Origin of the sequence: Cytobacillus depressus (assembly GCF_008923245.1) — a bacterium.
Taxonomy (GTDB): domain Bacteria; phylum Bacillota; class Bacilli; order Bacillales; family Cytobacillaceae; genus Cytobacillus; species Cytobacillus depressus.
In genome coordinates, this window is sequence record NZ_WBOS01000001.1 from 369,086 (window position 1) to 388,120 (window position 19,035).

Below are 19,035 nucleotides of genomic sequence, written 5' to 3' on the forward strand. Positions count from 1 at the left end.
ATGAAGTTTCACTTTATGATACGACCGCGTTTTCAGATAATAATTCTTCCATTACGCGAATAACACCTTCATTTTGCTCTTTGGAGCCGACGGTGACTCTTACACAAGTTGGGAATCCAAGGGCCATACCAGAACGAACAATATATCCTCTTTCCAGTAAATATTGAAACACTTCATTTCCATCTTTATCAAAATCAATTAATATAAAGTTTGCTTGTGAAGGATAGTAATTCAAGCCCTTTTCCTTACAAAATAAATAGAATTGCTCCAGTCCTTCACGATTTTTTTGCTTACAATATTGAACATAATCTTGGTCCTTTAGTGCCACAATGGCTGCTTTTTGAGCAATCGAATTCACATTAAATGGTTCTCTCGCAGGCTCCAATGCTTTAATAATTTCCGGTTGACTGATTCCAAACCCAACACGCTGGCTAGCAAGCCCGTAAATTTTGGAAAAAGTCCGTAAAATAATGATGTTTGGAAATTGATCTAACAGTTTAATGGAATCACAATAATCGTTGGCCACGACATAGTCAGCATAAGCCTCATCAATAACAACTAAAATATCATTAGGCACTTTTTCCAAAAATGATACTAAAGAATCTTCGGAAATATACGTTCCCGTTGGATTATTTGGATTACAAACCCATACGACAGCAGTCTCGTCATCGATAGCTTCTAGCATTCCGTTTAGGTCATGCTCCCCGTTTATTTGCGGGACTTCCCTAATCTCCGCACCATCAATGATGGCATTATGCTTATACTGCGAAAAGGTTTGAGCAGCCATTACCGTATTCATACCTGGTTTAAGCAAGGACCGTGAAATAATTTGAATTAAATTATCCGCACCATTACCAAATATGAACTGGGAAGGACTAAAATGGAAATGATTCGCTAACGCTTCTCTTAAATTTGTAGCGTTGCCATCTGGATATAATGGAGTTGAAGCTGCAGAACTTTGGATGGAAGCAACAACTTTTTCGGAGCATCCAAATGGATTCTCATTTGAAGCAAGTTTAACGATTTTTTCTAAACCATATTGCCTTTTAACATCTTCAATTGGTTTTCCAGGCTGGTAAGGAGTTAATTGTAATAGCTGCTCTTTCCACTTCATTTATTTTTTCACCTTTTCTTTATTTAGTTAAATTTTTTTTATGATTGGTCGACAGTATTTAAATCAGGACGTAATTTAACTGCATCCCCTAAATAAATATGCTGAATATTTTGTTGGGGGCTATTTGTGTTCACATGCATCATGACACGAATACATTTATCTAATGAATCTGTGACTGGAATTTCTCTCATACACATGACGGGAACATACTTCCAGCCATCAATAAACCGCATTGCTTTTGCAGGAAATACAGCTGTAATATCCTCGGTCACTGAAATGAAGACAGATGCTACCATTTCTGCCTCAATGGAATTTTCTTCAATCATTTTTCTCAATAATATTTCAGTTGCCTCGACAATTTCTAATTCATCGTTCTCATTTACAGTTGTAGCTCCTCTAACCCCGCGAATCACAAGCATCCCTCCTTTATTGTTGAAATATAAGAAGCTGTTTCTCGATTTCCTCATCGGAAACCTCATATAATTTAGGGCGGCCAATTTCTTCTAACAGGACAAAATTCACTTTTTGGCCAATCGATTTTTTATCCTGTTTCATTCGACTGACTAAATTTTGTACTGATAGCTCTTGAGGTATTTCTGTCTCATAGCCAAGCTGATGAAGCCACTCTTTCAAAGGCTCTGTTTGAAAGTTAAGACCTGCAAAATCCTTGCTTAATTGCAAAGCAAAAAGAATACCGACCATAACTGATTCTCCATGTGTCCATTGGCCATAGCCCATTTCGGCTTCAATCGCATGGCCAAGTGTGTGGCCAAAGTTTAAATAAGCACGAATGCCAGTCTCTCTTTCATCTTTAGATACAAAATGGTTTTTTATTTCTATTCCTCTTTTTAAGGAATGGTGTAATTTTTCTCCATCAAGTGCCTCAATCGAATTAATGTTAGTCACTAACCAATCATAAAATGACGGATCGTGAATCAAACTGTGCTTAATGACTTCAGCAAAGCCAGACAGTTTTTCATTTTGCGGCAGAGATTGAAGAAATGTTAAATCATATAGGACAGCTTCAGGCTGGTAAAAAGAACCAATCATATTTTTTCCTAACGGATGATTAATCGCAACCTTACCGCCAACTGCACTATCATGAGATAATATGGTTGTTGGGACTTGGATAAAGGGTATACCTCTCATATAAGTAGAAGCAACGAATCCCCCTAAGTCGCCAATAGCCCCTCCTCCAAAAGCGATCACTAATGATTTCCGATCAAGCTTCTTTTCAAACGCAAAGCTTAGCGCTTGATAATAAACATCGAAAGTCTTAGCTCTTTCTCCGCTTGGAACGATACAGAATTCTGTATTAAAATTCTCCAGAGCTGCGCGAATGTCATTTGAATATAGCTTGGCAACCGTTTCATCTGTAATAACCATAATCGTTGTTAAATCCGGAATTGAATCTTTAATAAATACACTTAATTGATCTAGTATATTTGTTCCTACATAAACGGGATATGTTTTGGAGGCCGTCTCAATGGTAAGAACGTCCATTAAAATTCCCTCGCAAATACTCTTTGCTGTTCAATATTTTCCTTTAATGCTTCAAAGCGATCAGAGTAAAACTGGTCGACAATTGCAGCTGCTAATTCCCATGCAACAACACTTTCAGCAACAACGGCTGCAGCTGGAACTGCACAGCTATCAGACCGTTCGATACTGGCTGCAAAGGGTTCCTTTGTTTCAATATCTACACTTTGGAGTGGCTTATACAATGTTGGAATCGGCTTCATTACCCCTCTAACGACAATTGGCATACCAGTTGACATGCCGCCTTCTAAGCCGCCTAAACGATTTGTTTTGCGGAAATAGCCTTGCTCCTCGCTCCAGGCAATTTCATCATGTACCTCACTTCCAGGCTTGCTCGCAGCCTCAAATCCAATTCCAATCTCTACTCCTTTAAAGGCATTAATACTCATGATTCCACTCGCTAGTTTAGCGTCAAGCTTCCGATCATAATGAACATAGCTTCCTACTCCAGGAGGCATGCCTTCAACAATTACTTCAACGATCCCGCCGATAGAGTCACCTTGCTCCTTTGCTTCATCGATCGCCTTCATCATTTGTTTCTCAGCCTCCGGATCAATACAGCGAACTGGGGAGTTTTCTGTAATCTCCTTTAATTGATCAAGGGATTTGTATTCTCTAACAGATGATTTCACTCCGCCAATCTCTATTACATGACAGGCGATATTAATCCCTAACTCTTCTAGTAGCTTCTTTGCAACGGCACCAGCAGCAACCCTAACCGTTGTTTCTCTTGCTGAGGAACGTTCAAGCACGTTTCTCATATCCCGATGGCCATATTTGAGCGCTCCGTTTAAATCGGCGTGTCCTGGACGAGGGCGAGAAATTTTTCTTTTGATTTCATCTTCTTCGTCAGGTGACAGTGGCTCTTGCCCCATAATTTTTGTCCAATGCTTCCAATCATTGTTTTCAACGACTAATGCTACTGGGGAGCCTAATGTATACCCGTGCCTTACTCCGCCAGTAATTTGAACGGTATCCTTTTCAATTTGCATTCTTCTGCCGCGGCCATGCCCTTTTTGACGTCTAGCCAATTCTGAATTTATATCGATCGCTGCTAATGGCATACCTGCAGGCAGCCCTTCAATAATAGCTGTTAGCTGCGGTCCATGTGATTCCCCTGAAGTTAAGTACCTCAAAACTCTTTCCCCCTTCAACTCATTAAAGAATTATGTACCAATATAACATATCGACCAAAATATGAATAGTAAAAAAAGAAAATTCATTTTATTTTTTACGGATTAAGACGCAATACTTGAAATATGGAAAGGAGCCTGTAATTAATAAAACTCCAATTTTGTTCTGTTGATTTCCGCTGCAGGCACTTAGCGATCGGGGAGCCTCCTCGTCGCTATCGCTCCTGCGGGGTCTACCCTGTACACGCTTTTCCCGAAGGACATTGAATAAACATCCGTGAATTAGCACCTCAATGAAAAAATGCGTATGCATTTTGAGGATCTCGCGCCTTCCGCTCCAATCAACAACCAAATAGCAATATTAACAATATCATTTATTATTAGCTTTCCGGTAAAAGAATGTATCTTCCGTTTCAAGGTCATATTTAGTTGGATTAAAGATTTGTTCGGTGCTGCCGACGAAGTATATGCCATCTGGCTTTAAGGCACGGCTAAATTTGTGATAAAGCTGCTCTTTCGCTTCTTCTGTGAAATAAATAAGGACATTTCGACAGACGATTAAATCGAATGGTCCTCCAAAAGGATCAGAGAGCAGGTTTTGCTTTTTGAATGTAACAGTTTTCTTTATTTCTTCAGAAACTTTATAAAAGTTACCTTCCTTGACAAAATACTTCTTTTTCATCTCGGCTGGCACTTCATTCAGTGATCTTTCAGGATATGTACCAATCTTTGCTCGGGCAATTACATTTTCATCAATATCTGTCGCTAATATTTGTACTTGCGATAACGGCATAAAGTTAGACATAATCATCGCAATTGTATATGGCTCTTCCCCAGTTGAGCATGCTGCACTCCATATTTTCAAACGTTTATTATTCGCTAGCAGCTTGGGGAGTATTTTCTTTTCAAGCACTTCCCATCTTTTTGAATTCCGGTAAAATTCAGATACATTAATCGTCATCCGATCTAGAAACTCATTTAAAAGTTCATCGTCTTTTCTCATTTCTTCAAAAAAATCATGAAAGCTTTGAAAACCCTTTTTCTCATATAAAGATAAGAGCCTTCTTTTCATTTGTGCTTCTTTATATAATGAAAGATCAATCCCTGTTTTTCTCTTTATGTTCAAAACAAAGTTTTGATAATCACAAGACATATGGCCTTCTCCTCTTTACATTATTCTAACATAATGTAAGTATAGCTGAAATGAATCATAAATTGGTGTTTTTTGCAAAATGCACTGTGAATTATTTATAACTTTTTTAAGCTATGCATAACAAAAAGCGTTCGCAGTTTGCGAACGCTTTTTGTTATGTCCAGCTAAAGCGCATAGCCCCTCGAGGTCATAAGTCAAGTAGTCAAGAAGGTTAAATTACAGCCTTCCCGCCTACTTGCCTTTATGCTTGTCAGAGCTTAAGCAATGCGCTTCTGCTTTTCTTATTAGTTAATCCACTGATTCATTAATTTTGTGTACTCAACTAATTCATCTTGTTTAAAGAATAAGCCAATTTCACGTTCTGCACTTTCTGGTGAATCAGATCCGTGAATAATATTTTTTCCAACAGTAGCTGCGAAATCACCACGAATTGTGCCCGGTGCAGAATCTTTCGGGTTAGTAGCACCCATCATTTGACGAGCTGTTGCGATTACGTTCTCACCTTCCCAAACCATTGCAAAAACTGGACCAGAAGTGATGAAGTCAACTAATTCACCAAAGAAAGGGCGCTCTTTATGCTCGCCATAATGCTGTTCAGCAAGCTCCTTTGGAATGCTCATAAGTTTTCCGCCAACAAGCTGAAAACCTTTCTTTTCAAAACGAGCAACAATCTCGCCGATTAAATTACGTTGTACGCCGTCAGGCTTAACCATTAAAAATGTTTTTTCCATGAAATTCAACTCCTAAAAGCTATGTATAGTGAATCATCTATTTTCGATCATCCACGAAAAAAATATTAACATTGTTTTGCTAAGAATACAAGTTCAATGGGGAAACGGGCTAAAAAAGGATTAAAAATTCCTTTTTCCAATGACCTTTGCAATATCCATTAAGGTTTTCTTCGCACGATTTTGCGGAAGATCCTTTAAATTATCTAATGCTTTGTTTAAGTATTGATCACTAACTTTAAGAGATCTTTCAATTGCGCCAGAGCTTTTTATTAATGTAATGATTCTCTCAATTTCAGCTTGCTGCGTCGTTTCTCTTACTTTCACAATTTCCTTACGAATATCTGCATCTTCCATCGCAAACAAGACAGGCAATGTAATATTTCCTTGACGAAGATCATCTCCTGCAGGCTTCCCTAACTCTTTCTCAGTCCCTGTAAAATCAAGAACATCGTCAATAATTTGATACGACATGCCAACATAATACCCGAAACGATAAAGCTTTTGATGAACCTTGTCATCTACATCGGCTGCAATTGCTCCCAACTGGCAGCTGACAGCGATCAAAATGGCTGTCTTACGCTTAATTCTGCGGAAATAATCTCGAATATTTTGTTCAAAATTATATTTATCCTTAATCTGTTCAATTTCACCGATACAAAGTTCAACTAATGTGTTAGACAAAATTTGATGTGTACATGGCTTTTCAATATTGGTGATCAGTTCTAGAGAACGGGCAAAAATATAGTCCCCAGTATACATAGCCACTTTATTATCCCATTTTGCCTTAATCGTCGGCTTTCCCCGCCTTAGCTCTGCATCATCAATGACATCATCATGAACAAGCGAGGCCATATGTATGAGTTCTAAAGCAACGGCGACATCTTTAATTTTATTGATGTCATAAGTACCGAATTTGCCGGCAAGCAAAACAAAAACAGGGCGAATCCTTTTTCCCCCAGCTTTCAATAAATGCAAGGATGCCTCGTGTAATAAAGAGGACTCTGCGTTAACTGTCTCCTCAAGTGTTTGCTCTATATTTTTTAAATCTGAATTTAGAAATGAATACATCATTTTTAATTTCATTTCTCATACTCACCCAGCTTAAAATCCTGTCTGCAGCTTCCATACATTAGAGGTTGTTCAAAATTTCGAGCATGATGCTCTCATATCTCATTATTGAACATGATTTTCTATGAAAAAAGCATTCAGAAAAAATTATATTTCTTTATAGCCAATGTGAACCGCTGCAACTCCACCGCTGTACGGTTTATAACTTACATTGTGAAATCCTGCATCTTCAAACATGCTTGCAAGGTCTTTCATTCCCGGGAAATCTCGGGCAGATTCTTGCAGCCAAGAATACTCTTTAAAGCTTTTAGCAAAAACTTTCCCGAACAACGGCATAATGAAACGGAAGTAAAAATAATACACTTGCTTATACCCAAACATCGTTGGCTGCGAAGTTTCCAAGCAAACGGCAATTCCTCCCGGCTTTAGCACTCTCCGCATTTCTTTTAATACTTGCATATAGTCTGGTACATTTCTTAATCCGAAACCAATTGTCACATGATCGAATGAGTTGTCGGGAAAAGGAAGTTCCATCGCATTTCCATGCACGAGTGATACTTGCTTTAACCCAAGATCCTTTACTTTTTCCTCACCGATTTTAAGCATGTTTTTGCTAAAATCAAGACCAACGACTTCTCCTTCTTTGCCAACCGCTTCAGCCAATGCAATCGTCCAATCAGCCGTCCCACAGCAAAGGTCTAAAGCTTTTGCACCATTTTGGACATTCATCCGTTTCATCGTGTCCTTGCGCCATCTTACATGCTGTTGAAAGCTAATCACTGAATTCATCTTGTCATAATTATCATAGATCTTCTCAAAAACATGATGGACGCGCTCTTCTTTTGATTGTTGCATGCTTTTAACCTTCCTCCACAAATATATTTCCTGCGGGATGATGCTGATTAATAATCGCTTGAACTCTATGGGCAAGCAGTTCATTCATCATCGGGAGTTTACTCATATATTTTTCAAGCATTCGCTTTGAGCTTTCAATATATCGATCACAAGTATGAATCAAAACATGCCTCTGATCTGTACATGCGTTGGAATAATCACTGTTGGGGAATAACAAATTTTTTAGAGCTTCAAAGACGACAGATGAACCGCCTTGTAAAAATAACACCTTTTCTTTCATTAATCGTTTATGAAATAAAAGATTGGAAACAAATTCGCTCCAATTCGGATCATCTAATAATTCACTTATTTTCTCAAACAATGACGATTCAATCCTTCTTACACTATCCATTAATATATCAACGGCTTCAGACGCTTGCTGATAAACAGATATTTTATGTTCATTGACCTCTTTAATCCCCGTAGCAAGTAAACGAATCATATGAATATCATCAAGACCTGCAAGGATTTTATAGTATAAACCACTATAATAGACACCAGCAAGAACGGTTAGCTGTCTATTTTTCAGCTCAGCAGCATCTAATTTTTCTTTCGTGACCAGCTCATGTGTATCAAGGGCAATTTGAATAAGCATCGTTGTAATCGCATAGTTTTTAAGTTTATCCCCAGAAAGATTCACGTGATCTAAAATTGAAACTAAAAGCAAAACCTTGTCTTCATCAATATATGGAGATTGTATGTATTTAAGTAAATAAGGGTGCCGTATTTTCTCTTCGATTTGCTCCTTAACAACTGCCACTTTATCCTTCGTGTCTAGCATGCGATCACCCTTGTTTTTCTTAAGAATTCTTCAACTCTTCATATTTTAATGCAAAAATCTGTAAATAAAAAATATCGTTATCCATAAGGCAGGACAATTATATCATAACTTAGTACACCTTGATAGCTGTATTTCCCGAAAAGCTGATGAAACTAAAGTTCGTCTCTTATTTCTACCAATTATTTTTTAGCTTCGCTGTCAATTTCTCCAAAGGAAGTCAATATTTTTGCATTCCCTCTAATTTTAATTGCCGAAGTATGCTCGGTGAATTGCGCAATCATAACCTCGCCTTGGTCAAGCTTTTCTGAATGATGAAATCTTGTATCTGTTCCTCTTGTTAAGCCAATGACATTGACACCGTCTTCCTGTGCCTTAATAACGACATATTCATTTCCATTCGGATTTTTTTTATCCATACTAACACCCTTTGCCGATTATTTATCGCAGATTAACGGGCTGTAAAACTCCCACTACAAGAAGTTATAAAAACAATAGGCGAAAGCCACAGGACGTGGTGCGACTTAAGCGTGATAAGTTCAACTAACATTCTGTGGGGGGGAGGGCTCCCCCCACTGAATGAAGTTTCACTTTATGCATGAAGGAGACTCGCATAAAGAGCTGCTTAAAACTTTATTAAAGATAAGACTTCAGAACGGGCTTTATCATCTTCAGCAAATTTTCCTCTTACAGCCGTTGTCACTGTTTTCGAACCTGGCTTTTTCACTCCGCGCATTGTCATACACATATGCTCGGCTTCAACAACGACCATCACACCATGTGGCTCAAGCTTTTCAATAATAGCATCTGCTACAGTCGAAGTAATCCGTTCTTGCAACTGTGGTCTTTTTGCAACTGCCTCAACCGCTCTAGCTAACTTACTTAAGCCTGCTACGCGTCCATTTCTAGGTATATAGGCTACATGAGCCTTTCCGAAAAAAGGTACTAGATGGTGCTCACACATTGAATAAAACGGAATATCTTTAACTAATACGAGCTCTTCATGTTCCTCGCTAAAAATAGTATCGAAATATTCTTTAGGATCTTGGTTTAGCCCCATAAATACTTCTTCGTACATTTTCGCTACCCTTTTCGGTGTATCCAGCAAACCTTCACGGTTCGGGTCTTCTCCAACTGCTTCTAATATTAAACGCACCGCATCCTCAATCTGCGCACGATTTACTTTTGACATAAAACTTCCCCCTCAAAATCTTAAGCTAAAATAAACTCCAATATTTCCATATTAGCATAATAAATTCATTGTGCAAAATAGAAAAGCGGAAGCGACTCGTTCACCCCCGACAAGCACAAGACAAGCCGGCAGGAAGGTCGCACTTCACCTTTTTGATGGACTGACTTTTGACCTAGTGCCCCTTGGCGCACCTCCTAAAAGCTAACGCTTTCAGGAGGTGCGATGATTATCCTGTCGTAGCGTTCTTTGTGGACAGAAAAAAAACCGCGAAATATTCGCGGTTTTAGTTTGATACTTATTTTAAAGCACTTATATGTACTTATTTTACAGCATCTTTCAATGCTTTACCTGGTTTGAAAGCAGGAACCTTGCTTGCAGCGATTTCGATTTCCTCACCTGTTTGTGGGTTGCGCCCTTTACGTGCAGCACGCTCACGAACTTCAAAGTTTCCGAAACCAATTAATTGAACTTTATCACCAGCTTTTAAAGCATCTAAGATTGCGTCAAATACTGCATCAACTGCTTTAGTAGCGTCCTTTTTAGAAAGCTCGCTCATTTCAGCAACTGCGTTAATTAGTTCTGTTTTGTTCATGCCTTTCACCTCCTCCCAAAAATTAAAAGCGGAAGCGCCTTGGTCAGCCCCGACAAGCACAAGTCGAGCCGGCAGGAAGGTTGTTCTTTAACCTTCTTGACGGATTGGCTCGTGACCTCGAGGGGCTAGGCGCTGCAGCTAGAAAGTAAACAACTTAAGAAGTTAGACTTAATAAGCATTCTTACTTACATTTGTAAACAAAATTACTAATTTCTAAACGTTGTAACGTATTTTTGTTTAACATGCCTCATAATAAATCAAAATGGGTAAGTTTTCAATCCATTTTTCACGAAAAGTCCTTTATTATTAAGGGTTTGACGAGTTACAACGGTAATTCTGTTAAAAGATTATCATAATCAAAACCTGTTATCAAGAATAAATCGTGATTTAATGGGAAGTTTTCTTATATCACCCAAATTTATGCCTTAAATATTGTTTATTCACCCATTTAAATGGGTAATACAAAAAAGACCCCTTATGGAGTCTTATAAAATGATGGCAATTAAACCGCCTGAACCTTCGTTAATAATTCTTTCTAATGTCTCTTTCAATTTATATCTGGCATTTTCAGGCATCATCGCAAGCTTTGCTTGAATTCCTTCCCTAACGATTGAACTTAAGCTGCGTCCGAAAATATCGGAATTCCAGATTGATAATGGATCATCCTCGAAATCTTGCATTAAATAACGAACAAGTTCCTCACTTTGCTTTTCTGTTCCAATGATTGGCGAGAACTCTGATTCCACATCAACCTTAATCATATGAATGGATGGCGCTACCGCCTTCAGTCTGACACCAAACCTTGATCCATGGCGTGTGATTTCTGGTTCATCAAGGCTCATGTCAGCAAGCGATGGTGCGGCAATCCCATACCCGGTTTGTTTGACCATTTTCAATGCATCTGAAATTTGATCAAACTCCCTTTTGGCATGGGCAAAATCTTGCATTAGTTCTAATAAGTGATCTTTTCCGCGAATCTCTACACCGACAATCTCTTTTAGCACTTCATCATAAAGGTCATCTGGGGCAAATAAATCAATTTCAGCTACACCTTGCCCCATCTCAATGCCTGCCAAGCCTGCTCGATCGATGAATTCAAAATCGCTAAATTGATGTACAACCCTGTCAACATCCCTTAATCTTTTAATATCTTTAACTGTGTCTTTAACAGCATCCTGATAACTTTCTCTTAACCAATGATCTTCATGAAGGATCATAACCCAGCTTGGTAAATTAACGTTTACTTCAAGTACAGGGAACTCATAAAGTGCCTCACGCATGACATTTAACACATCTGATTCCCTCATGCTTTCAACACTCATCGCTAAAACAGGAATATCATATTTTTCCGTCAGCTGATTTCTAAGTGAATCAGTGTTCGGATGATGAGGCTGTACACTGTTAATAATCATAATGAACGGCTTTCCTACTTCTTTAAGCTCATCAATGACTCTTTCTTCAGCTTCTAAATAATTACTGCGTGGAATTTCACCAATTGTACCATCAGTAGTTATAACTACACCGATTGTCGAATGCTCCTGAATGACTTTTCGCGTACCAATTTCAGCCGCTTCATGGAACGGAATTGGCTCCTCATACCACGGTGTACTAATCATCCTAGGACCATTTTCATCTTCATAGCCCTTTGCTCCTGGTACCGTGTAACCAACACAATCAACTAATCGAATATTTACATCCAAGCCTTCTTCTACATGGACTGTTGCTGCCTGATTAGGCACAAACTTTGGTTCAGTTGTCATAATGGTCTTCCCGGCTGCACTTTGAGGGAGTTCATCCTGGGTGCGAGCACGGTCAGCTTCATTACTCATATTTGGCAAAACAACTAATTCCATAAATTTTTTTATGAAAGTTGATTTACCTGTACGCACAGCTCCTACTACTCCGAAATAGATATCGCCGCCTGTTCTTTCGGCAATATCTTTAAAAATATCTACCTTTTCCAAGTGATCCCCTCCCGAATCTGTGGGATAATATTATCCTATCAATTACGTTTGGACAGTATATATTTATGATGTTGTCCTATCTCGTTATGACAGTTTTTCTTAATTTTTTCCCCAGAATCAATCATGTTATGATTTTTTTCATAGACGTTTAATATAAAAGTGGAAAATTGCATTAGTGAAACTTCATTTAGTGGGTGGTTTTCCCACTGAATGTTTGTTGAACTTATCGCGCTCAGAGCGCCACGTCCTCCCAAAAGCTCCGCTTTTGGTCGTGCGATGTATAGCTTGCCGCAGTGTTCCTTGTCCTGTGGCTTTCGCCCGACTAGGTCATCCTGTCCGTCGGCGGGCCTTTACGGGCTGTTGGATCTCCAACTTAGAAATTTTTGTTTACCGGGCTTCTTGATCGGGAGGCTTACCTCCCGTTAATCTGCGATAAAAAAACCCTTCTCCTACAATATATTTTGCAGAAGAAGGGTTATGCCTATTTCTCTAAAAAGATTGGATTTCTTGTTTTTTCATCAATTGTATAAGGAAGCGAATAAGCAGGAACAAAAGATGAATCATCAACTAGAATCCCCCTTATGTCATCGCCTTCGTTATACTTAACGTCTTGCTTTTGAATCGCTTCATGAAGATCTCCTGTGTAATCGACATACACTTCGGCTTCACCTGTTATGATAAATGAAAGATTCCTACCGCTATAAGGGCTTAGAGCAACGGGATCGTCCTTATACCCTAATTTTTTAAAATCTAATGTAAACACATTTGCAGCAAGCTGCTCTTTATATGGCGGATATTTTTGTGTTTTTATTCTTAACTTTATGTCGCGAATCGTTTCAGCCATTCTTAAATCGAAAATTTTTACGATCGGTTCAGTTTCTGCATCAATTAAAACATATTGAAAAATCCCGCCAGATTCAAAAGCATTTCCAGGTGGCTCAGCTAAATATTGCGGCACTAGCTTTTTAAAATCAATCGGATACTTCTGATAAATCGGAGTTGTTTCATCCTTTGTCTTAATTGGCAAAAGCCCGCCGTTTGCTTCTTTATAAGAATTTACAGCTGTTTGGACCATTTTAATCTGGTCTTCATAAGGAATTTTATTTTGGGCTAAGTTTTCTTGCGGATACATGCATCCTGATAATATTGAGATAATAAGCAGCAACGATACTAATAGCTGCATTCTTTTTTTCATTGCAATCAATCCTTTAAGTCTATGTATAAATCAAGAAGGAAAGCTATTAATCACTCGTCGGACCGCTAAACACGACAAGGACAATAATAATACCTGAGACAATCATTAAGAAATAAGCGATAATAGCAGTTAAAGCTTTAAATATTCCACCTAACTTATAGCGGCTTAAATAAATCATCAAAATGGATATAAACATGAATCCCATGGCAGCAAGGGAAACCCACATTTTCATTAATGATGGTGACATGATCTCAACTCCTTTATCCGAATGTATTATATCACACTGCTTGTCCCTTTTGAAAAAGAATCGTATGCACAGAAATGCGGAAGCGCCTTGTTCACCCCCGACAAGCACAAGACGAGCCTTCCGGAAAGGTTGAACTTTACCTTTCTGGGAGGATTGGCTTGTGACCTCGAGGGGGTAGGCGCTGGAGCTGGACACAGAAAAAAAGCTAAGTTAAAGAAAGGGGCGCTTCTTTAACTTAAGCTTAGCGACTAAATAACCCAAACACCCTGTTCATTTCACCAGTTTGCTTCGTTGCATTGTATGCACAAAAGAGCCAACTCGTATCCTCGAATGCCTATATTTATAAAATATTAGAGTTGATTAGTTAATTATTACGATTCACATTCAAGAACATTTGTTAAATCGTCCATTTCATTCTTCTTTCCACGTGCCATCAAAACATCTACCGCCTCTTTTGCATTCACATCATTAAAGAGAACATCATAAAGGACATCGGTAATCGGCATACTTACTTCATATTTTTCCGCCAATTGCTTTGCAGCTTTTGTCGTCCGAACTCCTTCAACAACCATTCCCATATTATCGAGAACCTCTTGAAGTTTATGCCCCTTCCCAAGCAAATTCCCCGCTTTCCAGTTTCGAGAGTGAACACTCGTACAGGTTGCGATTAAATCGCCAATTCCCGTTAAACCAGAGAATGTCAGCGGACTCGCGCCCATCTTCATACCTAAACGGGCAATTTCGGCTAACCCTCTTGTCATTAACGCTGCCTTCGCATTATCACCGTAGCCTAATCCATCTGTAATCCCTGCTGCAAGAGCAATAATATTCTTTAATGCTCCGCCAATCTCCACACCAATGATATCGGGATTTGTATACACTCGGAAATTTTGATTAATAAATAAATCTTGAATTCTTTCAGCTGCTTCCATATTTTTTGATGAAACGGTTACTGTTGTCGGATGTCTTAGAACGACTTCCTCCGCATGACTTGGGCCAGAAAGTACAACGATACTAGCTAATTTCTCTGCCGACATTTCCTGTTCAATCATTTCAGATATTCGGAGCAATGTATCAGGCTCAATTCCTTTACTTACATGGACAATCGTTAAAGGTTCTTTGCTGATTGAACTAATTTTACCTACTACTTCGCGAATCGCTTTTGTAGGGACGGCAAGAATGATCGTGTTCACACCTGCTAAAGCTTCCTCTAAATTGAAATAACCGACAATTTCATGCGGAAGATCGATTTCCGGTAAATATTTTTTATTTGTATGGTATTCATTGATTTCATTAATTTGCTCAAGTTTATGTCCCCAGAGGCGAACTTCATAGCTATTATCTGCCAAAACCATTGCTAATGCGGTTCCCCAGCTTCCTGCTCCAATAACAGCAACTCGTTCATTCCTTTGCTCCATTCAATCACTGCCTTTTAAAAAAAATATTTTTCTAGCGAAAAAGCGACTAGTAAATAAGCCGCTTCCTCTTTGATTTTTTATATTAGATTTCTTATATTACTTTCTTTCTCTTGCATAGATTTTTATCGGTGTTCCTTCAAAGCCAAATGCATCGCGAATTCTATTTTCTAAAAAGCGCTCATATGAAAAATGCATTAATTCCGGCTCATTTACAAACACAACAAAGGTTGGCGGCTTCACAGCTACTTGTGTTGTGTAGAAAATCTTTAAACGTTTGCCTTTATCAGTAGGCGTCGGATTCATAGCAACCGCATCCATAATGACATCATTCAGGACACTAGTTTCAACACGCAGCGCATGGTTTTCACTAGCAGTATTAATCATGGGGATCAATGTGTGTATCCGTTTTTTCGTTTTGGCTGATAAAAAGACTATTGGTGCATAATCAAGGAAAAGGAAATGCTCGCGAATTTTTTGCTCAAATTCCTTCATTGTCTTCTCATCTTTTTCTACTGCGTCCCATTTATTAACTACAATAACGACCGCCCGGCCAGCCTCATGTGCATATCCTGCAATACGCTTGTCCTGCTCTATAATTCCTTCCTCGCCATCTAATACAATAAGAACAACATCTGATCGTTCAATCGCTCTTAGGGCACGAAGAACACTATATTTTTCGGTCGTTTCATAAACCTTACCTTTTTTCCGCATACCCGCCGTGTCAATAATGACATACTTATCTCCATTATATGTAAGCTCTGAGTCGATTGCATCTCTAGTCGTTCCAGCAATATTGCTCACAATTACACGGTCTTCACCTAAAATGGCGTTTACGAGTGAGGATTTCCCTACATTCGGGCGTCCAATTAAAGAGAATTTAATAACATCTTCATCATAATCCTTCTGTCCGGTTTTTGGAAAATGCTTGGCAGCCTCGTCAAGCAAATCTCCTAATCCTAATCCATGTGAACCTGAAATCGGGAAAGGCTCGCCAAATCCTAAAGCGTAAAAATCATAAATATGCTCACGCATTTCAGGATTATCAATTTTATTCACACCGAGTACGACAGGCTTTTTTGCTCGATAAAGGATTTTCGCAACTTCTTCATCAGCGGCCGTTACGCCCTCTCTTCCATTTGCTAAGAAGATTATGACATCTGCCTCATCAATAGCGATCTCTGCCTGCTGACGGATTTGCTCTAGAAAAGGCTCGTCACCGAGATCAATTCCACCTGTATCGATAATATTAAAATCATAGTTTAACCAATCTGCTGAACTGTATATACGATCCCTCGTAACACCTGGGATATCTTCAACAATAGATATACGCTCTCCAACAATTCTATTGAAAATTGTCGATTTTCCAACGTTTGGACGTCCAACTATGGCAATTACTGGCTTTGCCATGAACATCACCCTTTCTTTCTAAAAATAAAGTGAAACTTCAATTAGTGGGGGTTTTCCTGCATCCCCCACTAATTGTTAGTTGAACCAATCACGCTCAAAACGCCACGTCCTCCCAAAAGCTCCGCTTTTGGTCGTGCGATGTATAGCTGCCGCAGTATTCCTTGTCCTGTGGCTTTCGCCTGACTAGGACATCCTGTCCGTCGTCGGGCCTTTACGGGTTGTTGAATCTCCCACATAGATATTTTTTATTTCTCAACTTTTTGAAGTGGGAGTCATATAGCCCGTTAATCTGCGATAAACCCTTCTTGACATATGGAGAAGGGTCTAACCTCATAATATTATCAGAGCACTACCTTACTAGCAATTAAAAATGTAATATAGCTTGTAAATCAGCATGTTTACGATAATTTTTGTTTTTCTTTCTCCACTTGGTTAAAGTACCTTTCATAAAAGCTTGCCAAAAGTTCAAATCCTGTCCATACACAAAGAAGTGCGGATGAAAGGGCAGCCACATCTAAATAAGCAACTGAGCCAATTAAGTATGGAAATGAGTATTTTTTAAGGATGTGGGCGTATAGAAATTCACCTTGAATGGATCCTAATAGAATAATAATAACACGGTAATATTTATTTGCCTGCAAAATTAAAGTTAATGAAACTAGAAGTAAAGCCAACATCCAATTGCGTGAAACAATGATCCACACAGGATCAAATAAAGCATATAACTGGAAACATACATAAGCCATCATCGTAATAAACGAGCTTATCAAAACATAAGCTGCTGTTAATCTTTTTATTTTGCTAATCATATAAAATAAAGTGCCTAATAGGATTATACTGACATACGAAATTTCAAAACCGAAAGATGAAAAGGAGTATGGGGATAGGATTATTAGTATTAATACCCAAATCGATAAAAATAGTCTAAGCTTACTGTTCATTTTCATAAAAAATGTTGTAATGACCCAAAACATCCATGAGAACCAATAAAAGGTCAATCCTTCCATTCATGCTCACCTCCTATTTCTTATTGTCTACTACGGCGCCTAGAGGCCCTTGGGTCTAAGCCAATCCGACAAGAAGGTTAAAAAACAACCCTCCTGCCGGCTTGTATTATGCTTGTGGCCCGCAGGATGCGGGTCATGCGGACGTTGCGTCCTTAGTCTGCGTTCTTCTGCGAACGAGTCGCCTCCGCTTTTCTTATTCCCATTATGTCTCTTACAATAGGAGTTTAATCTTGTTCAAACGATAGAATTTCATTCGTTTCACTTTATTCATCTTGTTTTGCTGAATAAAAAACACAAGGAAGTCCATGTTAAATGTGAGGGGGTGTGATGAATGGGTAGAGATCGGCAAGAAAAAAAACTGAAAAAGAGCAGAAGGGTCGAATCGGATCGGGATCAGACACTCACTTATGATGGTGCTACGAGATTGCAAAGCCCCGAGGAAGCTAGAGAATTAAATAACAATAAACTATAAAGCTACATGAAGACGAAAAAGCTCTTGCCATTTTAAATAGCAAGAGCCTTTTTACTTAGCCCAATATACTTCGCTGGCTATATTTCTTTGTATTAATATCCCTTTCCGTAAGCCAGTGATGAGTTTTACCAGAAATAATGAGCGGAGCCTTTTGAAGCTCTGCAATATTACTCGCACCTAAAGCTGTCATAATCATTTTTATTTCATCATGAAGATTGTGCAGCTCTTCAATTAATGCTTCTATGCCTTCATTCAGGAGAATTCCAAGAATAAATCCTGCCATCCCCACAGCATCCGCCCCAAGGGCAATCGCTTTTGTTGCGTCAAGACTTGTTTGAATTCCGCCAGTACCGAATATAGTGATACCGCCAGAAACCTCTCTCGCCTCAGCGATGGATACAGCTGTCGGGATCCCCCATTCATTAAAGAATGGCAGCTCCCTTTTGCGCCTTTCATTTTCAATCCTCGCAAAATTAGTTCCACCAAACCCGCCAACATCGACAGCGGCCACACCAACTGACTTTAACATTGAAACTGTTTCTTTACTCATGCCAAAGCCAACTTCTTTTACGATAATGGGAACGTTGACAGATCTTACAATCTCTTCAATTCTTTGAAGCGCAGAGCGAAAATCACGATCCCCTTCAGGCATTGTTAATTCTTGCACAACATTTAGATGGATTTGCAAAGCATTTGCTTCAATCATATCAATAGCTGCTTTCGCTTGGTCAACAGTAGCTTCACTGCCTAGATTCCCAATGATCAGGCCCTCTGGGTATTCTTTGCGAACGATTTTGTATGAACTTATTTCTGAAGGATCTTTAAGCGCGGACATTTGCGAACCGACCGAAACAGCCAAACCTAAAGCTTTGGCTGCGATAGCCAAATCACGATTTATTCGCCATGTCCTCTCTCCCCCGCCACCTGTCATGCCATTGATGAAAATTGGCGAACTTAAAGAAAGTTCGCCAATTTCCACGTTAATATTTGCCTGATCTAAGGAAGTATGAGGAATACTTTGATGGACAAAATTAATATCTTCAAACCCAGCAAGCCGTGTTTGTCCTGTTGACATGGCTAATTGAATATGATCCCATTTCCGTTTCGATCTAGACACAATTTATCACCATT

The 19,035-nt window shown here is 39.0% G+C and carries 20 protein-coding genes; 1 reads left to right on the forward strand and 19 read right to left on the reverse strand.

Annotated features, from left to right (window positions below; all coding sequences use genetic code 11):
- Positions 1-13 precede the first annotated feature (13 nt).
- From hisC to F7731_RS01855, 18 genes are all read right to left on the reverse strand, one after another.
- Entirely contained in the window at positions 14-1,114 is a 1,101-nt protein-coding gene (gene hisC, locus F7731_RS01770; protein ID WP_151533043.1) for a histidinol-phosphate transaminase, read from the reverse strand.
- 38 nt (positions 1,115-1,152) lie between these two features.
- On the reverse strand, positions 1,153-1,527 hold the full coding sequence (gene aroH, locus F7731_RS01775) for a chorismate mutase (RefSeq protein ID WP_151533045.1): 375 nt from the start codon (positions 1,525-1,527) through the stop codon (positions 1,153-1,155).
- 13 nt (positions 1,528-1,540) lie between these two features.
- On the reverse strand, positions 1,541-2,617 hold the full coding sequence (gene aroB / locus F7731_RS01780) for a 3-dehydroquinate synthase (protein ID WP_151533047.1): 1,077 nt from the start codon (positions 2,615-2,617) through the stop codon (positions 1,541-1,543).
- Positions 2,617-3,789 carry a chorismate synthase gene (gene aroC / locus F7731_RS01785; RefSeq protein WP_151533048.1) on the reverse strand — a complete coding sequence of 391 codons (1,173 nt, stop codon included), beginning with the start codon at positions 3,787-3,789 and terminating at the stop codon, positions 2,617-2,619. The genes aroB and aroC overlap by 1 nt, the downstream gene beginning before the upstream one ends.
- Positions 3,790-4,156: 367 nt before the next feature.
- Positions 4,157-4,939, reverse strand: coding sequence for a CheR family methyltransferase (locus F7731_RS01790; RefSeq protein WP_151533050.1), 783 nt, complete (start codon positions 4,937-4,939; stop codon positions 4,157-4,159).
- A gap of 284 nt (positions 4,940-5,223) precedes the next feature.
- A complete protein-coding gene (ndk, locus tag F7731_RS01795; protein WP_151533051.1) occupies positions 5,224-5,670 on the reverse strand; it encodes a nucleoside-diphosphate kinase in 447 nt (148 codons plus the stop codon).
- A 120-nt stretch (positions 5,671-5,790) separates the two neighbouring features.
- Positions 5,791-6,753 carry a heptaprenyl diphosphate synthase component II gene (gene hepT / locus F7731_RS01800; protein ID WP_151533052.1) on the reverse strand — a complete coding sequence of 321 codons (963 nt, stop codon included), beginning with the start codon at positions 6,751-6,753 and terminating at the stop codon, positions 5,791-5,793.
- Positions 6,754-6,885: 132 nt separating this feature from the next.
- Positions 6,886-7,593 (reverse strand): demethylmenaquinone methyltransferase, encoded by a 708-nt coding sequence (locus F7731_RS01805; RefSeq protein WP_151533054.1) that lies wholly within the window; start codon positions 7,591-7,593, stop codon positions 6,886-6,888.
- Positions 7,594-7,597: 4 nt separating this feature from the next.
- Positions 7,598-8,413 carry a heptaprenyl diphosphate synthase component 1 gene (locus F7731_RS01810; RefSeq protein WP_151533055.1) on the reverse strand — a complete coding sequence of 272 codons (816 nt, stop codon included), beginning with the start codon at positions 8,411-8,413 and terminating at the stop codon, positions 7,598-7,600.
- Between the two features lie 179 nt (positions 8,414-8,592).
- Entirely contained in the window at positions 8,593-8,829 is a 237-nt protein-coding gene (mtrB, locus tag F7731_RS01815) for a trp RNA-binding attenuation protein MtrB (protein WP_151533057.1), read from the reverse strand.
- A gap of 206 nt (positions 8,830-9,035) precedes the next feature.
- Positions 9,036-9,602: a GTP cyclohydrolase I FolE gene (folE, locus tag F7731_RS01820; protein ID WP_151533058.1), complete on the reverse strand. Its 567-nt coding sequence runs from the start codon at positions 9,600-9,602 to the stop codon at positions 9,036-9,038.
- A gap of 319 nt (positions 9,603-9,921) precedes the next feature.
- Entirely contained in the window at positions 9,922-10,194 is a 273-nt protein-coding gene (locus F7731_RS01825; protein ID WP_151533060.1) for an HU family DNA-binding protein, read from the reverse strand.
- Positions 10,195-10,679: 485 nt separating this feature from the next.
- Positions 10,680-12,158, reverse strand: a complete 1,479-nt coding sequence (gene spoIVA, locus F7731_RS01830) for a stage IV sporulation protein A (RefSeq protein ID WP_151533061.1) — start codon at positions 12,156-12,158, stop codon at positions 10,680-10,682.
- A gap of 481 nt (positions 12,159-12,639) precedes the next feature.
- Positions 12,640-13,353, reverse strand: coding sequence for a hypothetical protein (locus tag F7731_RS01835; RefSeq protein WP_151533063.1), 714 nt, complete (start codon positions 13,351-13,353; stop codon positions 12,640-12,642).
- Positions 13,354-13,399: 46 nt separating this feature from the next.
- On the reverse strand, positions 13,400-13,600 hold the full coding sequence (locus F7731_RS01840) for a DUF2768 domain-containing protein (protein WP_151533065.1): 201 nt from the start codon (positions 13,598-13,600) through the stop codon (positions 13,400-13,402).
- Positions 13,601-13,971: 371 nt separating this feature from the next.
- A complete protein-coding gene (locus F7731_RS01845; RefSeq protein ID WP_151533067.1) occupies positions 13,972-15,018 on the reverse strand; it encodes an NAD(P)H-dependent glycerol-3-phosphate dehydrogenase in 1,047 nt (348 codons plus the stop codon).
- Between the two features lie 96 nt (positions 15,019-15,114).
- Complete coding sequence (gene der, locus F7731_RS01850; protein ID WP_151533068.1) at positions 15,115-16,425, reverse strand: ribosome biogenesis GTPase Der; 1,311 nt, start codon at positions 16,423-16,425, stop codon at positions 15,115-15,117.
- 398 nt (positions 16,426-16,823) lie between these two features.
- Positions 16,824-17,432 (reverse strand): YphA family membrane protein, encoded by a 609-nt coding sequence (locus F7731_RS01855; RefSeq protein ID WP_151533070.1) that lies wholly within the window; start codon positions 17,430-17,432, stop codon positions 16,824-16,826.
- Between the two features lie 331 nt (positions 17,433-17,763).
- On the opposite strand from F7731_RS01855, the gene F7731_RS01860 reads away from it, so the two are divergent.
- Complete coding sequence (locus F7731_RS01860; RefSeq protein ID WP_151533071.1) at positions 17,764-17,904, forward strand: YpzI family protein; 141 nt, start codon at positions 17,764-17,766, stop codon at positions 17,902-17,904.
- 55 nt (positions 17,905-17,959) lie between these two features.
- Here the strand turns inward: F7731_RS01860 and fni are convergent, their stop codons facing one another.
- Complete coding sequence (gene fni, locus F7731_RS01865) at positions 17,960-19,021, reverse strand: type 2 isopentenyl-diphosphate Delta-isomerase (protein ID WP_151533073.1); 1,062 nt, start codon at positions 19,019-19,021, stop codon at positions 17,960-17,962.
- Between the last annotated feature and the right edge of the window lie 14 nt (positions 19,022-19,035).